The organism is uncultured Jannaschia sp., assembly GCF_947494055.1.
GTDB lineage: Bacteria > Pseudomonadota > Alphaproteobacteria > Rhodobacterales > Rhodobacteraceae > Jannaschia.
The window spans coordinates 40,260-58,918 of record NZ_CANLTR010000004.1; the positions used below are offsets into that span (position 1 = coordinate 40,260).

The 18,659-nt window shown below is 68.4% G+C and carries 22 protein-coding genes; 12 read left to right on the forward strand and 10 right to left on the reverse strand.

Annotated features, from left to right (window positions below; genetic code table 11):
- The first annotated feature begins 125 nt into the window (after window positions 1–125).
- A complete protein-coding gene (locus tag Q1A87_RS05150; protein ID WP_299647751.1) occupies window positions 126–953 on the forward strand; it encodes an MBL fold metallo-hydrolase in 828 nt (275 codons plus the stop codon).
- Window positions 950–2,362: an FAD-binding oxidoreductase gene (locus Q1A87_RS05155; RefSeq protein ID WP_299647753.1), complete on the forward strand. Its 1,413-nt coding sequence runs from the start codon at window positions 950–952 to the stop codon at window positions 2,360–2,362. The genes Q1A87_RS05150 and Q1A87_RS05155 overlap by 4 nt, the downstream gene beginning before the upstream one ends.
- Window positions 2,363–2,502: 140 nt before the next feature.
- Here the strand turns inward: Q1A87_RS05155 and Q1A87_RS05160 are convergent, their stop codons facing one another.
- Window positions 2,503–3,039, reverse strand: a complete 537-nt coding sequence (locus Q1A87_RS05160) for an adenine phosphoribosyltransferase (RefSeq protein ID WP_299647755.1) — start codon at window positions 3,037–3,039, stop codon at window positions 2,503–2,505.
- Between the two features lie 38 nt (window positions 3,040–3,077).
- Complete coding sequence (locus tag Q1A87_RS05165) at window positions 3,078–3,953, reverse strand: S-methyl-5'-thioadenosine phosphorylase (protein WP_299647757.1); 876 nt, start codon at window positions 3,951–3,953, stop codon at window positions 3,078–3,080.
- A 191-nt stretch (window positions 3,954–4,144) separates the two neighbouring features.
- On the opposite strand from Q1A87_RS05165, the gene Q1A87_RS05170 reads away from it, so the two are divergent.
- Window positions 4,145–5,695 carry a SulP family inorganic anion transporter gene (locus tag Q1A87_RS05170; RefSeq protein WP_299648458.1) on the forward strand — a complete coding sequence of 517 codons (1,551 nt, stop codon included), beginning with the start codon at window positions 4,145–4,147 and terminating at the stop codon, window positions 5,693–5,695.
- 9 nt (window positions 5,696–5,704) lie between these two features.
- Here the strand turns inward: Q1A87_RS05170 and Q1A87_RS05175 are convergent, their stop codons facing one another.
- Entirely contained in the window at window positions 5,705–6,304 is a 600-nt protein-coding gene (locus Q1A87_RS05175) for a flavin reductase family protein (protein ID WP_299647759.1), read from the reverse strand.
- Between the two features lie 90 nt (window positions 6,305–6,394).
- Here Q1A87_RS05175 and Q1A87_RS05180 point away from each other — a divergent pair, with 90 nt between their 5' ends.
- Together Q1A87_RS05180 and Q1A87_RS05185 are read left to right on the forward strand one after the other, a co-directional pair.
- Window positions 6,395–6,910: an N-acetyltransferase gene (locus Q1A87_RS05180; protein ID WP_299647761.1), complete on the forward strand. Its 516-nt coding sequence runs from the start codon at window positions 6,395–6,397 to the stop codon at window positions 6,908–6,910.
- On the forward strand, window positions 6,907–7,680 hold the full coding sequence (locus Q1A87_RS05185) for an EcsC family protein (RefSeq protein ID WP_299647763.1): 774 nt from the start codon (window positions 6,907–6,909) through the stop codon (window positions 7,678–7,680). Before Q1A87_RS05180 ends, Q1A87_RS05185 begins: the two co-directional genes overlap by 4 nt.
- Window positions 7,681–7,694: 14 nt before the next feature.
- Here the strand turns inward: Q1A87_RS05185 and Q1A87_RS05190 are convergent, their stop codons facing one another.
- Together Q1A87_RS05190 and Q1A87_RS05195 are read right to left on the reverse strand one after the other, a co-directional pair.
- The gene (locus Q1A87_RS05190) at window positions 7,695–7,892 is read right to left on the reverse strand and encodes a hypothetical protein (protein ID WP_299647765.1); all 198 of its coding nucleotides are present in this window, start codon (window positions 7,890–7,892) and stop codon (window positions 7,695–7,697) included.
- A 75-nt stretch (window positions 7,893–7,967) separates the two neighbouring features.
- Window positions 7,968–8,291, reverse strand: a complete 324-nt coding sequence (locus tag Q1A87_RS05195; protein WP_299647766.1) for a metalloregulator ArsR/SmtB family transcription factor — start codon at window positions 8,289–8,291, stop codon at window positions 7,968–7,970.
- A 193-nt stretch (window positions 8,292–8,484) separates the two neighbouring features.
- Between Q1A87_RS05195 and Q1A87_RS05200 the strand changes: the two genes are divergently transcribed.
- From Q1A87_RS05200 to Q1A87_RS05220, 5 genes are all read left to right on the forward strand, one after another.
- Window positions 8,485–8,844, forward strand: coding sequence for an AtpZ/AtpI family protein (locus tag Q1A87_RS05200; protein ID WP_299647767.1), 360 nt, complete (start codon window positions 8,485–8,487; stop codon window positions 8,842–8,844).
- A 150-nt stretch (window positions 8,845–8,994) separates the two neighbouring features.
- Entirely contained in the window at window positions 8,995–9,708 is a 714-nt protein-coding gene (locus Q1A87_RS05205) for a F0F1 ATP synthase subunit A (protein ID WP_299648461.1), read from the forward strand.
- Between the two features lie 41 nt (window positions 9,709–9,749).
- Complete coding sequence (locus tag Q1A87_RS05210) at window positions 9,750–9,989, forward strand: F0F1 ATP synthase subunit C (protein ID WP_299647768.1); 240 nt, start codon at window positions 9,750–9,752, stop codon at window positions 9,987–9,989.
- A gap of 85 nt (window positions 9,990–10,074) precedes the next feature.
- On the forward strand, window positions 10,075–10,629 hold the full coding sequence (locus Q1A87_RS05215) for a F0F1 ATP synthase subunit B' (protein ID WP_299647769.1): 555 nt from the start codon (window positions 10,075–10,077) through the stop codon (window positions 10,627–10,629).
- Window positions 10,630–10,632: 3 nt separating this feature from the next.
- On the forward strand, window positions 10,633–11,184 hold the full coding sequence (locus Q1A87_RS05220) for a F0F1 ATP synthase subunit B (protein WP_299647770.1): 552 nt from the start codon (window positions 10,633–10,635) through the stop codon (window positions 11,182–11,184).
- Between the two features lie 375 nt (window positions 11,185–11,559).
- Here Q1A87_RS05220 and hrpB read toward each other — a convergent pair whose 3' ends face one another.
- Window positions 11,560–13,902 (reverse strand): ATP-dependent helicase HrpB, encoded by a 2,343-nt coding sequence (hrpB, locus tag Q1A87_RS05225; RefSeq protein WP_299647771.1) that lies wholly within the window; start codon window positions 13,900–13,902, stop codon window positions 11,560–11,562.
- Window positions 13,899–14,615, reverse strand: a complete 717-nt coding sequence (locus Q1A87_RS05230) for a DUF3108 domain-containing protein (protein WP_299647773.1) — start codon at window positions 14,613–14,615, stop codon at window positions 13,899–13,901. Before Q1A87_RS05230 ends, hrpB begins: the two co-directional genes overlap by 4 nt.
- Before the next feature lie 95 nt (window positions 14,616–14,710).
- Here Q1A87_RS05230 and meaB point away from each other — a divergent pair, with 95 nt between their 5' ends.
- Window positions 14,711–15,706: a methylmalonyl Co-A mutase-associated GTPase MeaB gene (gene meaB / locus Q1A87_RS05235; RefSeq protein WP_299647775.1), complete on the forward strand. Its 996-nt coding sequence runs from the start codon at window positions 14,711–14,713 to the stop codon at window positions 15,704–15,706.
- A gap of 92 nt (window positions 15,707–15,798) precedes the next feature.
- Window positions 15,799–16,101, forward strand: coding sequence for a 50S ribosomal protein L28 (rpmB, locus tag Q1A87_RS05240; RefSeq protein ID WP_299647777.1), 303 nt, complete (start codon window positions 15,799–15,801; stop codon window positions 16,099–16,101).
- 42 nt (window positions 16,102–16,143) lie between these two features.
- On the opposite strand, the gene Q1A87_RS05245 is transcribed toward rpmB, so the two are convergent.
- From Q1A87_RS05245 to Q1A87_RS05255, 3 genes are all read right to left on the reverse strand, one after another.
- Window positions 16,144–16,833, reverse strand: a complete 690-nt coding sequence (locus Q1A87_RS05245) for an NAD-dependent deacylase (protein ID WP_299647779.1) — start codon at window positions 16,831–16,833, stop codon at window positions 16,144–16,146.
- Window positions 16,830–17,186: a hypothetical protein gene (locus Q1A87_RS05250; RefSeq protein WP_299647781.1), complete on the reverse strand. Its 357-nt coding sequence runs from the start codon at window positions 17,184–17,186 to the stop codon at window positions 16,830–16,832. The genes Q1A87_RS05245 and Q1A87_RS05250 overlap by 4 nt, the downstream gene beginning before the upstream one ends.
- 82 nt (window positions 17,187–17,268) lie before the next feature.
- Window positions 17,269–18,549 carry a DEAD/DEAH box helicase gene (locus tag Q1A87_RS05255; protein WP_299647783.1) on the reverse strand — a complete coding sequence of 427 codons (1,281 nt, stop codon included), beginning with the start codon at window positions 18,547–18,549 and terminating at the stop codon, window positions 17,269–17,271.
- Window positions 18,550–18,659 lie beyond the last annotated feature (110 nt).

The following is an 18,659-nucleotide window of genomic DNA, read 5'->3' on the forward strand; positions in this document are numbered from 1 at the left end:
CAAGATAGATATGGCATGGGCCTATCCTGACCCCCGTCCGGTCTGACCGTCGCGAGGCGCGGCCCGATGCCCTCTGGTCGTCGTCGACCGGATGCGAGAGGATCGCCGCATCGGAGGGAATGCCAATGAATGTATCGCGATGCCTTAGGTTCGTCCTTTACCTCGCCCTGATTCCCGCCGCCGCGATGGCGCAGGATCGCCGCCCGAGCCATTGCATCGCGATCGCCGATGCGGGGGGCTTCATCCACAAGGCCGCCTTCGCCGATCCGCTCGACGCGTACTCCGTGCGGCTGAACTACGTCGACCACGCCATGTTCCTGATCGAGACGGCCGGAGGTCTCAGGGTCGCCACAGATTACACGGGCTTTCTCGGCAGCGTGCCGCCCCCCGACGCGGTGACGATGAACCGGGCCCATATCTCGCACTGGACGCCGACTCCCGATCCGGAGATCCCGCACGTTCTGCCCGGTTGGTCCGAGCGGGTGGGGGAGCCGGCGGACCATAATCTCGATCTGGGCGAGATGCTGATCCGTTCCGTGTCCACCGACATCCGCTCCGCCGCCGGAGCGGGACGGGAGGAGAACGGCAACTCGATCTTCGTCTTCGAGGTCGCCGGGCTCTGCATCGGACATCTCGGCCATCTCCACCACGAGCCGACGGACGAGCAGTATGCCGCACTCGGTCGGCTCGACGTGGTCATGGCGCCGGTCGATGGCGGGCTGACGGTCGACCTGCCGACGATGATCCGTACGCTGCAGCGCCTGCGCTCCTCGGTGGTGATCCCGATGCACTGGTTCGGCCCCTACAGCCTCGACCGCTTCGTCGCCGGCATGGAGGCCGAGTTCGACGTCGACCGGCGTGCGGAAAGTTTCCTCGAGGTTTCGCTCAACACGCTGCCCAGCCGACCGACGATCGTCGTTCTTCAGCCGGCCTATCTGGCGGAGGCCCGATGAATCCGGCAACCGGCGCGTTTGCCGAGGATCTTCGCGGAGATCTGCCCGCCGAGACGTTCCGCGATCTCGAGCCGCGCTACCTGGAGGAGCCGCGGGGTCGCTGGGCCGGGTTGGACGGCCTGCTGCTCGCGCCGCGGAACGTGGCGGAGGTCGCGACCATCGTTCGCGCGGCCTCGGCGGCGTCGGTGCCGGTCATCCCCTATGGCGGGGGAACCGGTCTCGTGGGCGGTCAGGTCTCGGGCGACCTGCCCGCGCCGGTCATCCTGTCGCTGGAGCGCCTGAATACGGTCCGCAACGTGGACGCGACCGAGAACGCGATGGTCGTGGAAGCGGGCGTGCCGCTCCAGACCGCGCAGGAAGCGGCGGAGGACGCGAACCGGCTGTTTCCCATCTCCATCGCCTCGCAGGGCACGGCACGGATCGGCGGGATCCTCGCGACGAATGCGGGCGGCGTGAACGTCCTGCGCTACGGCAATGCGCGCGACCTCTGCCTCGGGGTGGAGGCGGTCCTGCCGGACGGCTCGATCCTGCACGGGCTGTCGCCGCTGCGGAAGAACAACACCGGCTACGACATCCGACACCTTCTGATCGGGGCGGAGGGGACGCTCGGGATCATCACCGCGGCGACGCTGAAGCTGGTGCCGCGCCCGGTTCGGACCGGCGCGGCAATGCTCGTGGTCCGTGATCCCTCAGCGGCGCTCGACCTGTTGAACCTCGCGCGGGACCGGATCGGGGAGGCGGTCTCGGCCTTCGAGCTGATCGGGCGCATGGGCCTCGACTTCCTTGCCGCGACGATGCCAGAGGTGCGCCGTCCGCTCGGCAATCCGGAGTGGTGCGTGCTGATCGACCTCGGCATGGGCGCGACCGGCGATCCGGCACAAGCGCTGGAGGGCCTGTTCGAGGCCGCGTTCGAGGCCGGGCTCGTCAGCGACGGGGTCGTCGCCCAGTCCGAGCAGCACCGCGCGGCATTCTGGCAGGTGCGGGAATCGATCCCCGAGGCGAACCGCCGTATCGGTGCCGTCAGCAGCCACGACATCAGCGTGCCGATCGCGGCGATCCCGGGTTTCATCGCAGAGGGCGCAGAGGCGATCGCGCGGATCGGGGCGTTCCGCGTCAACTGCTTCGGCCATGTCGGCGACGGCAACCTGCATTACAACGTCTTCCCGGTGGAAGGCCGCAGCGGGGCCGATCATGAGGATCAGCGCGACGCGATCAAGAAAGCCGTGCACGATCTCGTCCATGCGCATGGGGGCTCCGTCAGTGCCGAGCACGGCGTGGGACGGCTCAAGGTCGGCGATCTGGAGACCTATGTCGATCCGACGAAGCTCGCCGCGATGCGGGTGATCAAGACCGCGCTGGACCCGATGGGTATCATGAACCCCGGGGCGGTGCTGCGTACGATCGGCTAGTCCGGAAAAGGGTGCGCCCTGTCGGGGGGGACAGGGCGCTGGGGGGAATGGGTGGCCGTCTGCAAGGCGCCCACAAGAAGCTGTTTCGCAGACATTGGTTACCAAGAGATTAACGTAGCGGCATCTTCAGAAGCGATGATTCATGCCCCATCGAACTGGCAAAGCGCGTGGACATGCATGCCCGTCGCGTCGAGAGCCGCCCGGCCTCCGAGCGCCGGCAGGTCCACCACGAAGGCGCAGCCGACGATCTCCGCACCGAGCCGTTCGAGAAGCGCCAGCCCCGCCTGCGCAGTCCCGCCCGTCGCCAGCAAATCGTCCACCATGAGCACGCGCGCGCCGGGCGCGAGGGCATCGCGATGCACCTCCAGCGTCGCGGTGCCGTATTCGAGGTCGTAGGCCTGCTCCCAGGTCGGTCCGGGCAGCTTCCCTTTCTTGCGGATCGGGACGAAGCCGCAGCCGAGCTGATGCGCGATCGCACCTCCGAGGATGAAGCCCCGCGCCTCGAGGCCCGCCACGGCGTCGATTCTCGCGCCCGCGAAGGGATCGAGAAGTTGATCCACGCAGAGCCGCATTCCCCGTGCGTCCGCGAACAGCGTCGTCACGTCGCGGAACAGGATGCCATCGTGCGGGAAGTCGGGGATCGTGCGGATGTAGTCGCGGACGGTCTTGGCCTGCATGTGTCGGGTTCCCTTGGTCTGGGGTCGGGGATGACCGGTTAGGACGGAGCGTCGCCTGTCAGCAAGCGCCCTGCAATGCCGTGGAGGCGCTCGACCATCGCCGGATCGCGGGCTTCGGGCGCCGTTATGACGGCGTGGTCGAGTGCGGTTTCGCATCCCGCGTCACAACTCGCGCCGAGATGCCCGGGCAATGCGGCGACCAGTCCCGCGGCGCGGGCGACGTTGCCATGCAGCGTCTCGATGATCTCCGTGATCTGCACGCTGCCGTGTTCGGGATGCCAGGAATCGTAGTCCGTCACCATGGCCACGCTTGCATAGTGCAGCTCCGCCTCCCGCGCGAGCTTGGCCTCCGGCATGTTGGTCATCCCGATCACGTCGCAGCCCCAATCGCGGTAGAGGCGCGACTCGGCCAAAGTCGAGAATTGCGGCCCCTCCATGACGAGGTAGGTCGCACCTTCGTGTACCTTCGCGCCAGCCTGCCGCGCAGCTTTGGCGCAGGCCCCGGACAGCGCGGGACAGACCGGATGCGCCACAGAGACATGCGCGACGAGGCCGGGGCCGAAGAAAGACTTCTCCCGCGCGAAGGTCCGGTCGATGAACTGGTCCACGATCACGAAATCGCCCGGTGCCATCTCCTCCCGGAAGGAGCCCACGGCGGAAACGGAGACGAGGTGCGTCACGCCCGCCGCCTTCATCGCCGCGACGTTCGCACGGTAGGGCACGGAACTGGGCGTCTGGACATGGCCACGGCCATGGCGGGGCAGGAACACCGTGCGGGTGCCGTCGATCCGCCCGTGCAGCAGGGCGTCGGACGGGGCCCCGAACGGCGTCGCGACCTCGTGCCATTCCGCATCCGCCAGCTCGGCGATCTGATAGAGACCGGATCCGCCGATGATTCCGATGACTGGTTCCATGCGCGACCCCTTTCGTCTCGTCGCGCAAACCCTGACTCCGTGCGATCCGTGCCGCAATGGGCGGAGGGGTGTCGCCCCCCTTGATTCCCTGCTAGGGGCATCGGCAAATCCGAACCTTGCGAAAGACCTGAGCCTTGAACAGCAGCTTGCTGGCGAGATTTGCCGACCGTTTCGAGGGGCCCGACCTGCGCGTGGCCCCGACCTCCAAGCTCGACGCCTCCGTCCTCCGGGTCGAGGTGCTCGCCGGCCTGACCGTCGCGCTGGCGCTGGTGCCGGAGGCCGTGGCCTTCGCCTTCGTCGCGGGCGTGCCGCCGCTGGTCGGTCTCTACGCGGCCTTCATCGTCGGCCTGATCACCGCGCTGATCGGCGGGCGGCCGGGCATGATTTCGGGCGCGACCGGCGCGCTTGCCGTGGTGATGGTGAGCCTCGTCGCCGCCTTCCCGCCGGGGGTGGGCGTGCAATACCTCTTCGCTACCGTCGTCGTGATGGGAATCATCCAGATCTTCGTCGGTCTCATGCAATGGGGCAAGTTCATCCGCCTCGTGCCGCACCCCGTCATGCTCGGCTTCGTCAACGGCTTGGCCATCGTGATCGGCAAGTCGCAACTCGACTTCTTCCGCACCGAGGGCGGGGCATGGCTGCCGCCGGAACAGCTGCTCCTGGTGCTCGGGCTCGTGGTGCTCACCATGGCGGTGATCTGGGGTCTGCCGAAGCTGACCAGCGCGATCCCCGCGCCCTTGGCCGGGATCGGGGTGACGGCGGCAATCGTGATCGTCCTGGGCCTGCCGGTCCCGAACGTGGGCGATCTGGCAGACATTTCGGGCGGACTGCCGCAATTCGGGCTGCCGGACGTACCCTTCGATATGGAGACGCTCCGGTTCATCCTGCCGTACGCGCTCATCCTCGCGGCGATCGGCCTGATCGAGAGCTTGCTGACGCTCAACCTCGTGGGCGAGATCACGGGTCAGCGCGGCGGCGCCTCCCAGGAATGCATCGCGCAGGGCACGGCGAACACCGTCACGGGCTTCTTCGGCGGCATGGGCGGCTGCGCGATGATCGGGCAGTCGATGATCAACGTGAAGTCCGGCGGCCGCACGCGCATCTCGGGCATCGCCGCGGCGTTGTTCCTGCTCGCCTTCATCCTCGTCGCCTCGCCGCTGATCGAGCTCATCCCGCTCGCGGCGCTCGTCGGCGTGATGTTCATGGTGGTGATCGGGACCTTCGCATGGAACTCGCTCAAGATCCTCGCCCGTGTCCCGCGGGTGGATGCCGTGGTGATCGTCCTCGTGACCATCGTGACCGTGGCCACCGACCTCGCCATCGCGGTCGTCGTCGGCGTCATCATCTCGGCGCTGGCCTATGCCTGGCAGAACGCGACGCGCATTCGCTCCTCGACCTACCGCACGCCGGAGGGCGCGAAGGTCTATCAGATCAAGGGCCCGCTCTTCTTCGGCTCCGCGACCGGCTTCGTGGAGATGTTCGACCCGGAGAACGATCCCTCCGCCGTGATCGTGGACTTCGCCGAGAGCCGTGTCGCCGACCAGTCGGCGCTTCAGGCGATCGAGGCGGTCGCCGCGAAGTACGAGGCGGCGGGCAAGCGCATCCAGCTTCGGCACCTGACGCGCGACTGCCACAAGCTCCTGCGGCGAGCCGGGCATCTCATGGTCGACAGCGCGGACGACCCAGACTATGCCGTCGCGGCGAATTACGGTGTGCGGACGGGCATTCTCGGCGGTCACTGACCGCCGGAATCATCCTGGCCGTTCGAGCGAGAACACGTCCGTTACGCGGGCGTAATCCTTGTAGCCCAGCCGGGCGAGCGGCTGAAACGCGGTCACGTCGAAGCGTCCGTCGCGCAGGCAATCGTCCCGCAGATGCACGCCCGTGACCGCACCGAAGACGGCGTAGTTCGCCTCCCCGGGCAGTCGGACGATGTCCGTCAGGCGGCATTCCAGCGAGGCCGGCGCGTCCGCCACGCGGGGGCAATCGATGGTCGTGCATTCCGCCTTCGTGGCGCCGGCTTCCGCGAATTCGTCGACGCTCGCGGGATAGCTGCCAGAGGAGGCGTTCATCACGTCCCGCGCGGCGTATTCGACGATGTTGACGCAGAAGACCTTCGCCTCCCGGATCTGCGCCACGGAATCTTTCGTTCCGTCGCGATCCGGCTTGGCCGAGGTCGAGGCGAACATGACCTGCGGCGGCAGGTAGGCGACCGCGTTGAAGAACGAGTACGGCGCGAGGTTGTCGCCCGCTGCGCCGCGCGTGGAGATCCACCCGATCGGCCGCGGCGTCACGACGGCGTTGAACGGATTGTGCGGCAGGCCGTGGCCCTCCTCGGGTCGGTAGAACATCGCGGACTCCATTGCTGTCGCGGCGAGGACTAGCCGTCGACCCGGGGAAACGCCACAAGGGCCGCGATTTGGCGCACGACGGGGGGAGCAATGGAGCTCAACCGCGAGACTGAGGACGACCGCTGGGAGGTCGAAGCCCTCTTCGACCATTGTTTCGCGCCCGGGCGGACGGTCCTGTCCTCCTACCGCCTGCGTGACGATGTGCCTCCGGCCCGAGATCTCTGTCTCGTGGCGCGGGGGCGGATGGGGGAAGTGGCCGGTGCGATCCGCTTCTGGCCCGTTCGCATCGCCGGTGCGCGTGTCCACGACGCCATGCTGCTTGGCCCGATCGCAGTACATTCGACACGGCAGGGGGAGGGGCTGGGCGCGTTTCTCATCCAGTCCGGGCTCGACCGGGCCGCCGTCGCCGGGGTGGAGCGAGTCCTCCTCGTCGGCGACGCGCCCTATTACGTGCGGTTCGGCTTTTATGTCCTGCCGAACGTCGTCATGCCGCCGCCGACCAATCCGGACCGTGTGCTCGGCATCTGGGACTGGGACGGCATCGCCGGCACGGTCGAACGCGCCATCTTGCCTTGCGACGCGCCGCGGCCCACATCTGATGCATGAACGACAAGCTCACGCCGCCCCGCCGCGAACAGATTTTCCCGCCCCTCGACCGGGAGGCGGAGCTCCTGCGGCTCGCCGCCAAGATGCAGGCAGCGTCGGGGCTGGGCCTGCAGCTTCTCTCGGTGATCGGGTCGCAGGCCGAGAACATGCTCGACATGCTGCCGAAGCCGGTGCGCTCCGGGCTCGAGAAGGCGACCGCCACTGCCCTCGAGCAGAGCTTCAACGCCGCCGCACTCTCCCGCCGAGGACGGATTGGCGACACGTCGGACTGGCTGACTCGCGCGATCACCTTCGGCACCGGCGCCGCGGGCGGCTTCGGGGGGCTACCTTCGGCGCTGGCCGAGTTGCCGGTCACCACGACGGTCATGCTGCGCTCGATCCAGTCCATCGCCGACGAGCATGGCTTCGACCCCGCTTTGCCGGAGGTCCGCGCGGCCTGCCTGCGCGTCTTCGCCGCCGCGGGACCGCTGGACGACGATGACGGCACGGATCTGAGCTTTCTGACGCTGCGCCTCTCGGTGACCGGTCCCGCAATCCAGGGGCTCATCGCCAAGGTCGCGCCGCGCCTCGCCATTCCGCTGGGTCAGAAGCTCGCCGCGCAGGCCGTGCCGGTGATCGGCGCCGCCGCGGGGGCCGCGACGAACTACGTCTTCACCAGCTACTACCAGGAGGTTGCCCGCGTGCAGTTCGGCTTGATGCGGCTCGCCGCGCAAACCGGCGAGGACATGACCTTCCTCTCGGACGAACTGAAGTCGCGGATGGGCCGCTAGCCCTCGATCCGTGCTCAGGCGCGCCGTTGCTGCCGCATGCAGCGGCGGGCGAATTCGCGGGGATCCTCCAGACGAAGGGAACGGTCCGATGCCGAACCCGTGTTTGCGCCGCGGAGCGCATCGGGGCCGAACTCGTCCTCGTAACCGGTCCATTCGACCCACTCGCCGTTCTTCCAGATCGCTGTCTGCATACCGTTCATGATCATCACCATCCGTGTTCGATTGTTGCGAAGATGTCCGGACATTCGGGCAACACGGGGGCAACGGCATGGAGAGGCGGAGAAGGGTTAAGCGTTCCTTTCCCGGGCCAGCAGCGCGTCGAGGGCGTCGACGTCGACCGGGTCGAACTGCCCGAAGCCCTGCATCCAGATACTGGCGTCGTGCAGCGCATCCGGCTCCAGCTTGCACCAGACGACCCGCCCCCGTCGCTCCTGCCGGATCAGTCCGGCCCGCGCGAGCACGCCGAGATGTCGGCTGACGGCGGCGAGCGAGATGGCGAGCGGTGCGGCTACGTCGGTCACGGCCATGTCGTCCTCCAGCAACATCGACAGGATCGCCCGCCGCGTCGGGTCGGCCAGGGCCCCAAAGGTGCGTGTGAGCGCATCAGTCATGCGTCTTGCAGTGCCTCCCGCGAGCTTCAGGGGTCAAGGACGTTCAACCGGATGGTTGAACATCACTTCGAGGCAAAGCGATCCGTAGCCAAGCTGCCTTGGCTCAAACTATTGAGAATATGAGAAACAAGCTTGCGTTGACTTGCCTGCCTGCGCGACCTAGACACCGCCCCGACATTCATGGGGGACTTCGATGTCCGGCGATCCCGATGCCGACCGTATGCGCGCTCTCGAGGCGCGGATCGCGGCGGCGAAGGGGACGGAAACGAAGCACCACATGGACGAGCATCATTCGCAGGCGCAACTCGCTTGGCGCATGGTGATCGAGTTGGTGGCGGGCCTAGGCATCGGGTTCGGCATCGGCTACGGGCTCGACGCGCTGCTGGGGACGACGCCCTGGCTGATGGTCGTCTTCGTCCTCCTCGGCTTCGCGGCCGGTGTGAAGACGATGATCGGCTCCGCGAAGGAGATACAGGGGCGGATCGGCGCGACCGAGGCCCTGAAGGATCCGGGCGCGGGCGCGTCCGGCTGGGCCGACGAGGACGACGACTAGTCGCCTCTAGGGCAGGGACGAAGACCGGCCTCGCGGGGCGGTTGAACGGAGACGGGGATCGAGATGGCAGAGGAAGTCCATACCGAAGGCGCCCTCGACGCGCATACCGGCGGGCCGGATCATGGCGAAGGGGGCCTGAGCTTCCATCCGATGGACCAGTTCATCGTCCGTCCGATCTTCGGCGAGAACGGCGATCCGGTGCATTGGTACACTGTCACCAACGCGACCGTCTGGATGGCCCTCGCCGTCCTCTGCGTGCTCGGACTCTTCGTTCTCGGAACGCGCGGCCGCGCCATCGTGCCCGGTCGCATCCAGTCGATCGCAGAGCTGGCCTACGGCTTCGTCTACAAGATGGTCGAGGACGTGACGGGGCGGGACGCGGTCAAGTTCTTCCCCTACATCTTCACGCTGTTCCTTTTCATCCTCTTCGCGAACACGCTCGCCTTGCTCCCGATGTCGTTCTCCACGACGAGCCATATCGCGGTGACGGCGGTGCTGGCCCTCGCGGTGTTCCTCACCGTGACGATCGTCGGTTTCGTGAAGAACGGGACGAAGTTCCTCGGGCTCTTCTGGGTGTCTTCCGCGCCACTCGTGCTGCGCCCGATCCTCGCGGTGATCGAGTTGATCTCCTATTTCGTTCGGCCCGTCAGCCACTCCATTCGACTCGCCGGCAACATCATGGCGGGCCACGCGGTGCTGAAGGTCTTCGCGGGGTTCGCGGCGATTGCGGCCATCGCGCCGGTCTCGATCCTCGCGATCACGGCGATCTACGGGCTCGAGGTGCTGGTCGCCTTCATCCAGGCCTACGTCTTCACCATCCTGACCTGCGTGTACCTGAAGGACGCGCTGCATCCGTCGCACTGACGGAAGGTTCAATCCAAGTTTCCATCGTAAGGAGAAAACACATGGAACTCGAAGCCGCTCAAGCTCTCGGCCAGTACGCGGGCGCCGGGCTCGCCGCCATCGGTTCGGGCCTCGCCGCCATCGGCGTGGGCAACGTCGCCGGCAACTTCCTGTCGGGCGCGCTCCGCAACCCCTCGGCTGCCAACGCCCAGACGGCGACGCTCTTCATCGGTATCGCCTTCGCCGAAGCGCTGGGCATCTTCGCCTTCCTCGTCTCGCTCCTGCTGATGTTCGCCATCTGATCGGGACAGGCCCTATCCTTACGCTCGGCGGGCGGCCTCGACGGGGCCGCCGCCGCAGACCAACCGACCGGACGGGACGCGATACATGGAAACGACCCCCATCGATCTCGAGCTAGCGGGCACCTGCGTCAACACGCTCGGCAATGCGATCGGCATGCCGCAGCTCTGCGACGCATGGTTCGCCAATCAGATCTTCTGGCTCCTCGTCGCGCTCGTCGCCATCTACCTGATCCTCACCCGGGTCGCCCTGCCGCGCGTGGGCGCGGTGCTTGCCGAGCGGTCGGGGACGATCTCGAACGACGTCGCCGCGGCCGAGGATCTGAAGCGTCAGGCCGCCGACGCGGAACGCGCCTACGAGCAGGCTCTGGCCGACGCCCGGGCCGAGGGGCAGCGCATCTCGGACGAGGCCCGCGCCGCCATCCGGGCCGATCTCGACGCGGCCATCGCGGAGGCCGACAAGAAGATTGCCGCGAAGTCGGCGGACAGCGAAGCGCAGATCGCCGAGATTCGCGACAATGCTGCCGCGAGCGTGGCCGAAGTGGCGCGCGACGTCGCGGGCGACATCGTGACGGCCTTGGGCGGCAAGCCCGACCAGGCCGCGATCGACTCCGCCGTCGATGCACGCGTGAAGGGGAACTGAACCATGCGATACGCCTTGCCCCTCCTGGTGATCGGATCGCCGGCTTTCGCCGCGACCGGTCCGTTCTTCTCGCTCGGCAATACCGACTTCATCGTCACGCTGGGCTTTCTCGTTTTCATTGGGGTCGTCCTCTACTTCCGGGTGCCCTCTCGCCTGACGAGGATGCTCGACGATCGCTCGACCGGAATCCGGTCCGATCTGGACGAAGCGCGGGCGCTTCGCGAAGAGGCGCAGGCGCTGCTTGCCAATTACGAGCGCAAGACGCGCGAGGCGAAGGCGCAGGCCGATCAGATCGTCGCCAATGCCAAAGCCGAGGCGCAATCCGCAGCCGAGCAGGCCAAGCTCGACCTGAAGACCTCCGTGGATCGCCGTTTGGCCGGGGCCGAGGAGCAGATCGAGAGCGCCCGGAACGCCGCCATTCGGGAGGTCCGCGACCGCGCCATCCAGGTGGCCACGGCGGTGGCTGGCGAAGTCGTCGCCAAGCAGATGTCGCCGGAGGACGCCGACCGGATGATCGACCAGTCGATCGAGACGGTCTCGACCAAGCTGCACTGATCGCTCCTTAGCCGGGCGGACCTCGGTACCGCCCTTCGTGCTCGGTATGTGCGGCGACAGGCCTTCGTTGAAGTTTCAGCTGTTAGTTACAATGGGCAAAGGTCGCGGCGCTCGCGGCCGACCTGATTACGGCGGTGATGACGGACGTTCCGTTCTTTCGATGAGGGATGCGCCCGAAGGGCGAAGGTCGTAGGGGGCCGGCTTGCCTGTCGTGTCGAAGCGCCTCTATCCTCGTTCCATTCGTCGCTTGCTCCTGATTGACTAGCGTCTGCCGCAATGAGGCAGGGACAGCCGAGGGGCGCGACACGCCGCCCGGTCTGCCGGCCCCCATGCGGGGTTCCCGGGCGTCGTCATGCGCTCCCTGGGTCACAATTCTCACTTCCGTTGCTTCGCGCGCGTCGTCGGCTCCGCCTGCGTCGGGTCCTCGGGCCAAGGGTGGCGTGGATAGGCGCCGCGCATGTCGCGTCGGACATCGGCATAGGCCCCCGTCCAGAAGCCTGGCAGATCAGTCGTAATTGCCACAGGCCGCTGCGCCGGCGAAAGAAGTTCCATGCGGAGGGGCGTCGCGCCGACCGTCGGATGCCGCGTCTCGCCGAACACCTCCTGCAGCCGCAGCGAAATCGTCGGCACCTCGGGCGCGTAGTCGATCGAGACCTTCCGTCCGAGCGGCGTGCGGTAATGCGCCGGGGCAATCTCATCGAGCCGCCGCGCGGTGTTCCAGCCGATCCACGCCTGCAGGGCGTCGAATGGGTCGAGCCGCCCGAGCCCGTCCGCGTCCCGCGCGTCGCCGAGGAACGGCGCGAGCCAGTCCGAAAGGTTCGCCATCAGCGTCTCGTCGGAGACGTCGGCCAGACCGGACGCCGCGATGCGCGCGCGCAGTAGCCGGGCGCGGCGGGTCCAGTCGAGGCAGTCGAGCCCGAGTGTGCGCACGCCATCGAGAACGGCCGCCGCGACGCTTGCGTCCGGGGCCCCAAGCCACGGGTGATCATCGAGTGCGATCGCGCCAAGCCGCTCCTGCTGTCGCGCCTCGACGCGCCGGTGCCGCGACGACCAGCGGCAGATTTCGATCCACCCGATGCGGTCGCCGAGCACATCGCGCAGATCCGCTTCCGAAATCGGGAGCGCCCGGCGGATGCGCGCCTCCGTCGGATCGCCGTCGAGATCGCAGGCGACGAGCAACCGAGCGCCGGCGAGCGGCTCGCCCTTCTCCATCCGGGCCCCCTTGCCGCCGGAGAGCAGCCAGCGCGGCGCGTCCCCCGGGCGGCGGAGCCCGACGCGGTCCGGGTAGGCCAGCGCGAGGCGCTGCGCATCCGACAGGTCGGGACCGTTTTCCCATCGCCGGAGGCGCCGTCCTTCCGCTTTCGCTTCCGCGGGCGGATTGCGTAGTGCGTCCGACAGATCGACCGATCCGGGCGGAAGCCGCACGGAGAGCAGACCCGCCAGCCGGGCGGCGCCCCGTCCGCCGCGCAGGAGCAGATGCGCCAGTCGCGGATGCAGCGGCAGCTTTGCCATGGCCCGACCGTGATCGGTGATCCGTCCGCCCTCGAGCGCCTCCAGTTCGGTCAGGAGCGCGCGCGCTTCGAAAAGCGCGCCCTCGGGTGGCGGCGTCAGGAACGGCAGCGCGTCCGAGCCCCATTCGGCCAGTTCGAGCGCCAGTCCGGCAAGGTCCGCCGAAGCGATCTCCGGGTCCGGAAAGGCGCGCATCCCGCCTTCCTCGCCGCGCGTCCAGTTGGCATAGGCGGCCCCCTCGGCAACGCGCCCGGCGCGACCGGCCCGCTGCGCCGCCTCGGCGCGGGTGGCCCGCTCGGTGACGAGCCGGGACATGCCCGAGCCGGGATCGAACCGTGCTCGCCGCGCCCGACCGCCATCCACCACGGCGCGCACGCCTTCGATCGTCAGCGACGTCTCCGCGATCGAGGTGGCGAGCACGACCTTCCGCCGCGCCCCGCCGGGTGCGATGGCCGCCTGTTGCGCCGCGAAGGGCAGGGCACCGTAGAGCGGGCGAATCTCGGCGTCGATCCTGTTCAGCAGCGCGGCACAGCGCCGGATCTCGCCTTCGCCGGGCAGGAAGGCCAGAATGTCGCCCGGGTTCTCCTCCAGCGCCCGCGTGACGAGGCCTGCGACCTGCGCTTCGAAGCGTTGCCCTTCGGGCGGCGGGCGGTCGCGCCAGCGGCGTTCGACCGTATGGCTGCGACCCCCGGAGGTCACCACGGGCGCGTCAAGCAACTCCGCCACCGGCGCGGCGTCGAGCGTCGCCGACATGACGACGACCGCGAGATCCGGGCGAAGCGCGGCCCGAGCTTCCCATGTCAGCGCGAGGCCCAGATCGGCGTTGAGGGAGCGCTCGTGGAACTCGTCGAAGATGACGCAGCCGACGCCCGGCAATTCCGGATCGGCCTGGATCATCCGCGTGAGGATGCCTTCGGTGACGACCTCGATCCGGGTGGCTTTCGACGTCTCGGAGGCGCCGCGCATGCGGAAGCCGACCGTCTCGCCGACCGCCTCTCTCAGCGTCTCCGCCATTCGTGCGGCGGCGGCGCGGGTGGCCAGCCGGCGCGGCTCGAGCATGACGATCCGGCCTTCGACCACTGGCAGGAGTGCCAGCGGAACGCGCGTGGTCTTGCCCGCGCCCGGCGGCGCCTGCAGCACCGCGACTCCGTGGTCGCGGATCGCGGCCAGAAGCTGTGGCAGCGCGTCGTCGATCGGCAGGGGCGTCATCGGCGGCGCAGCACCGCGTCGCCGAAGCGGGTAGGGGAGCGCACCTCGGTGACGGCGACCGCGCCCGATCCCGTCGGGGCGTAGAGGATGTCGAGGCGAACCACCGGACGTTCGGCCAGTCGTTCGGGAGAATAGCCCGCGATCCGGCGGTATTCACCGACGCAGCGGATCGTCCCGTCGCCGCCCGTCTCCGGCTGACCGAGTGTCAGACGCGAGACGTGCCGACCGTCGAACAGTTCATAACGCCGGTTGCACGCCCAGCCCGGCTCCGTGGGACGCATCACGTCAAAGAGCGCGCTGAGCGGGTCGATGACGCCGGTCTGTTCGGTCGGCTCGATATCGTGGTCTTGCGGATCGCGGGGCGGAGTGAAGGTCACCGTTGCGGGGCGGGTGCCGCGGAAGGCGACCTCGGCCTGCGTGCGCTCGCCGTCGTCGTCCTCCAGTTCGGAATAGCTCTGAGAGACGGGGCGGCCGCTCACGTATTGGCCATTTGCCCGACCTTCGTATCCGTATTTCAGAAGCGAGCCGACGAGCCCCGTCGCCTTCGCCTCCGCGGCGACGGAATAGGCGGGGCCCTGCTGCCGGCCGGAGAGCCCGATCTCACCGCCGGTAATGCCGCGCAGGGAAAGGGTGAAATTGGCGTCGTAGTCCTGGGACGCGGCGGGCAGGGCGATCGCGATCAGGATCGCGGCGAAGGCGGAACGAACGGTCATGACGGGATCCTGGTTTGGGGCGACCCTCTATCTAGGGGCAACGCGTGGCGGCGTCACGCAGGCGGCCCTGCTTGCATCGTGGCACGGCCGGGGGCATGGCATCGGCTATGCCTGCCGACGATCCCCTCCATGCGCCCGTCCTCGAGGGCGACCGCCGGGCCCTGGCGCGCGCGATCACTTTGGTGGAAAGCACGCGGTCCGACCATCGCGCCCGGGCGGCGTCTTTGCTCGACGGGCTGCGGGACACGGACCGGCAGGCGTTGCGGATCGGGCTGTCGGGCACGCCGGGCGTCGGCAAGTCCACCTTTATCGAGGCATTCGGGACCATGTTGACGGGGCAGGGGACGCGCGTCGCGGTGCTGGCGGTCGATCCGTCCTCCGCGCGCACGGGCGGCTCGATCCTCGGCGACAAGACCCGGATGGACCGGCTGGCGCGCGATCCGCTGGCCTTCGTCCGGCCCTCGCCCTCGGCCACGCATCTGGGCGGCGTCGCGCGGCGCACGCGGGAGGCGGTGGCGCTTTGCGAGGCGGCAGGCTTCGACGTGGTGCTCATCGAGACGGTGGGCGTGGGCCAGTCCGAGACGATGGTCGCGCAGATCGCGGACCTGTTCGTCCTCCTGCTCGCCCCCGCCGGAGGCGACGAGTTGCAGGGGGTGAAACGCGGGATCATGGAGATCGCCGACCTGATTCTCGTCAACAAGGCGGACGGCGACCTGCTCGCGACCGCGACGCGGACGGTGGCCGATTACGCCGGGGCGCTGCGCCTGTTGCGGAAGCGGCCGCAGGACCCGCCGAACGTTCCGAAGGCGCTACCGGTCTCCGCGACGGAGGGGACGGGGCTTGGCCGGGCCTGGGAGGAGATGCGGGCGCTGGCCGATTGGCGGCGGGCGCATGGCCATTGGGACCGGACGCGCTCCCAGCAGGCGGCCCACTGGTTCGCGGAGGAGGTGCGGGCGGGACTGCTCGCACGCCTGACGGAGGATGCCGAAACCCGCGCGCTGATGGCCGCGCTTGCGGAGGATGTCGCCAGGGGCGCCCGCGACCCGAAGGCAGCGGCGGCAGAGATGCTGCAATCGCTGCGCGGTGCTTGACCTCGCGCGTCGCCGCGACTAGAGAGCCGCGACCCGAGGGGCTGATGGAGGCCCCGGACACCTATTTGAACAGACGAAACCGGAGTTGTGCCATGTCGCGCGTCTGCGAACTCAGCGGAAAAGGCCCGATGACGGGCAACAATGTCAGCCACGCCAACAACAAGACCCGGCGTCGCTTCCTGCCGAACCTGAACGACGTGACGCTGCAATCCGAGGCGCTCGGCCGCGGCTTCAAGCTCCGTATCTCGACCCACGCGTTGCGAACGGTCGATCACCGCGGCGGGCTCGACGCGTATCTCGCGAAGACGAAGGATTCGGACCTCTCGCCGCGCGCGCTGAAGATCAAGCGCGACATCGCCAAGTCGTCGGACACGGCGGCCGCGCTCGAAGCCTGAGCGGCGATCGATCCGGACGAAGGCCCCCGAGCGGGGCCTTTTTCATGTTCCGAGGATTTCGGCGACCCAGACCGGGACCGTCTCGCTCGCCGGTCCCTCGCGCACTTCGTCGAAACGTCCGCCGGAGGCTTCGAGGTTGAGCTCCAGCGTCCGGGCGCCTGCCTCCCGCGCCAGTTCCACGAACCCGGCCGCAGGATAGACGGTGCCGGACGTGCCTATGCTGACGAAGAGGTCGGCTCGGGACAAAGCAGTCTCGATCTCGTCCATCCGGTAGGGCATCTCCCCGAACCAGACCACGTCTGGCCGCGTCGCGGAGACACCGCAGGCCGGGCAGGGGTCGTCGGGCGCCATGACCGGTGGGGCCGGCCATCGCGTTGTGCAGGCGGCGCAGAGGGCGCCGGAGAGTTCGCCATGCATGTGGATCACGTTCCGGGCACCGACCCGTTCGAGCATGTCGTCCACGTTCTGCGTCACCAGTGTCAGGCCGGGCCGGGTCGACAGTCGCGCCAGGGCAGCATGCGCCGCGTTCGGCGTCGCGGCGACCATGTTCGCGCGCCGGGCATTGTAGAAGTCGTGAACCAGGCCGGAGTTGCGCGCGAAGCCCTCGGGCGTCGCCACCTCGTTCAGATCGTAACGGGTCCAGAGCCCGGCCACGTCCCGGAACGTGCCGAGCCCGGACTCCGCGCTCAGCCCCGCTCCCGAGAGCACGACGATGCGATCTGTCCGGCTCAAGTGCAGGTGCGTTCGGCGATCTCGACGAATTGCTTGTAGCGCAGCCAGAAGCGCTCGTCGCCGGCCCTGTCCGATTGGCGCGTGACCTGCGCCAGATGCGGATCGCGGAAGAAGGCCACGGCGCGCGCCTGCTCGCTGCGGTTCAGGACGGTGTTCGCCGAGGCCTGCACGCAGCCGCACAGATCGTTCGACGCGGCGACGCGGTCGGCGCGAAGACAAGCCGTATGGACGGGCCCGGTGGCGAAGCTGCGCACCGGCGCGTTCAGGCGGCCGCCGCCCACGGCATCGCCGGAGCCGCAGGCCGACAGCGCTGACAACGCCGCCAGCGCGATAGGAAGTCTGATCGGGGTCATGTCTGCCCGGCCTCCGATATTCTTGGTTTTATGGGAGGATGCCAGAGGCCGGATGTGCTGACAAGAATTCCGGGCGCGACGATCAGGCGCTGTGGCGGGCGCGGCGGCGGCGTCCCGGTTTGGCGGCCGGCCTGGCACCGGTATTCGTCGCCTTCGGAGCGCCACGCCCCTGACCCGCGCCACGACGGCCACCACCGCCGCGTTGCTGCTTCGGCTTGGCCTCCTCCTGCGCGGGGGTCCAGCGCCGGCCGGAGGCGACGGGGATCTGGCTCTTGATGACCCGCTCGATATCCTTCAGCTCGACCATCTCGTCGGGCGCGCAGAGCGTGATCGCTGCCCCTTCGCGCCCCGCCCGGGCGGTCCGGCCGATCCGGTGGACGTAGGTCTCGGCGACGTTCGGCAGTTCGTAGTTGTAGACGTGCTTGACCACCGGAATGTCGAGCCCGCGTGCCGCCACGTCGGTCGCGACGAGGACCGGCGCAGTGCCGTCGGTGAACGCCTCGAGCGCGCGGGTGCGCTGACCCTGACTCCGGTTGCCGTGGATCGCCACGGCCTCCACGCCTGCACTTGTCAGCTGCTTGGCCAACCGGTCGGAGCCGTGCTTTGTGCGCGCAAAGACAAGCGCCGCCTCGCCCGGATGGGCGCGCAGCAGGTCGATGAGGAGGCCCGGCTTCTCGGCCTTGGCGATGTAGTGGATCGACTGCTCGATCTTGTCCGCGGTCTGGCCGGAGACCGCGACCTGCACGCGGACAGGGCGATCTAGATAGGTTGCCGCCAGTGCCTCCATGTCCTTCGGCATCGTCGCCGAGAACAGCAGCGTCTGCCGTTCCTTCGGCAGCTTGGGCGCGATCTGGCGCAGGGCATGGATAAAGCCCATGTCAAGCATCTGGTCCGCCTCGTCGAGCACGAGGAAATGACTCGCACCGAGATTGACGGCGCCGCGGTCCAGCAGGTCGATCAACCGGCCGGGCGTCGCGACCAGCAGGTCCACGCCGCGCTCCATGCGCTTGATCTGGGGATTGATGCCGACGCCACCGACCACGCGCGCGACTTTCAGGTGGGTGCCCTTGATGTAGCCGTCGAGGCTCTCGGCGATCTGGTTCACGAGCTCCCGCGTCGGCGCGAGAATAAGCGCGCGTGCGGTGCGCGGGGCAGGGCGCGCATTGTCCTCGAACAAGTGCTGCACGAGCGGCAATCCGAAGGCCGCGGTCTTGCCGGTGCCGGTCTGGGCGAGGCCCATGACGTCGCGACCCTCCAGCGCGGGCGGGATCGCCTGCTTCTGGATCGGGGTCGGGTCCTTGATGCCCATCTCGTCGAGGGCGGCGATGAGGCGGGGCTTCAGCCCCAGCATGTCGAAATCCATGAAATGTCCTGTCGCGTCCCGCGGGGACGCTAGCGGCGCGCAACGCGGCGCGCGGTTTCGGGGTCACGGACCGCGATCGCGATCCGCGCCTCCCCGGCGTGATCCTTGGG

What these genes read in the sequence shown, in the direction of transcription:
- Q1A87_RS05155 (WP_299647753.1), top strand. Translation starts at nt 950, where the DNA reads ATGAATCCGGCAACCGGCGCGTTTGCCGAGGATCTTCGCGGAGATCTG.
- meaB (WP_299647775.1), top strand. Translation starts at nt 14,711, where the DNA reads ATGGCATCGGCTATGCCTGCCGACGATCCCCTCCATGCGCCCGTCCTC.
- Q1A87_RS05195 (WP_299647766.1), bottom strand. Translation starts at nt 8,291, where the DNA reads ATGACTGATGCGCTCACACGCACCTTTGGGGCCCTGGCCGACCCGACG.
- Q1A87_RS05160 (WP_299647755.1), bottom strand. Translation starts at nt 3,039, where the DNA reads ATGCAGGCCAAGACCGTCCGCGACTACATCCGCACGATCCCCGACTTC.
- Q1A87_RS05215 (WP_299647769.1), top strand. Translation starts at nt 10,075, where the DNA reads ATGGAAACGACCCCCATCGATCTCGAGCTAGCGGGCACCTGCGTCAAC.
- Q1A87_RS05190 (WP_299647765.1), bottom strand. Translation starts at nt 7,892, where the DNA reads ATGGTGATGATCATGAACGGTATGCAGACAGCGATCTGGAAGAACGGC.
- Q1A87_RS05185 (WP_299647763.1), top strand. Translation starts at nt 6,907, where the DNA reads ATGAACGACAAGCTCACGCCGCCCCGCCGCGAACAGATTTTCCCGCCC.
- rpmB (WP_299647777.1), top strand. Translation starts at nt 15,799, where the DNA reads ATGTCGCGCGTCTGCGAACTCAGCGGAAAAGGCCCGATGACGGGCAAC.
- Q1A87_RS05250 (WP_299647781.1), bottom strand. Translation starts at nt 17,186, where the DNA reads ATGACCCCGATCAGACTTCCTATCGCGCTGGCGGCGTTGTCAGCGCTG.
- Q1A87_RS05200 (WP_299647767.1), top strand. Translation starts at nt 8,485, where the DNA reads ATGTCCGGCGATCCCGATGCCGACCGTATGCGCGCTCTCGAGGCGCGG.
- Q1A87_RS05230 (WP_299647773.1), bottom strand. Translation starts at nt 14,615, where the DNA reads ATGACCGTTCGTTCCGCCTTCGCCGCGATCCTGATCGCGATCGCCCTG.
- Q1A87_RS05210 (WP_299647768.1), top strand. Translation starts at nt 9,750, where the DNA reads ATGGAACTCGAAGCCGCTCAAGCTCTCGGCCAGTACGCGGGCGCCGGG.
- Q1A87_RS05220 (WP_299647770.1), top strand. Translation starts at nt 10,633, where the DNA reads ATGCGATACGCCTTGCCCCTCCTGGTGATCGGATCGCCGGCTTTCGCC.
- Q1A87_RS05150 (WP_299647751.1), top strand. Translation starts at nt 126, where the DNA reads ATGAATGTATCGCGATGCCTTAGGTTCGTCCTTTACCTCGCCCTGATT.
- Q1A87_RS05255 (WP_299647783.1), bottom strand. Translation starts at nt 18,549, where the DNA reads ATGGATTTCGACATGCTGGGGCTGAAGCCCCGCCTCATCGCCGCCCTC.
- Q1A87_RS05175 (WP_299647759.1), bottom strand. Translation starts at nt 6,304, where the DNA reads ATGTTCTACCGACCCGAGGAGGGCCACGGCCTGCCGCACAATCCGTTC.
- hrpB (WP_299647771.1), bottom strand. Translation starts at nt 13,902, where the DNA reads ATGACGCCCCTGCCGATCGACGACGCGCTGCCACAGCTTCTGGCCGCG.
- Q1A87_RS05180 (WP_299647761.1), top strand. Translation starts at nt 6,395, where the DNA reads ATGGAGCTCAACCGCGAGACTGAGGACGACCGCTGGGAGGTCGAAGCC.
- Q1A87_RS05205 (WP_299648461.1), top strand. Translation starts at nt 8,995, where the DNA reads ATGGACCAGTTCATCGTCCGTCCGATCTTCGGCGAGAACGGCGATCCG.
- Q1A87_RS05165 (WP_299647757.1), bottom strand. Translation starts at nt 3,953, where the DNA reads ATGGAACCAGTCATCGGAATCATCGGCGGATCCGGTCTCTATCAGATC.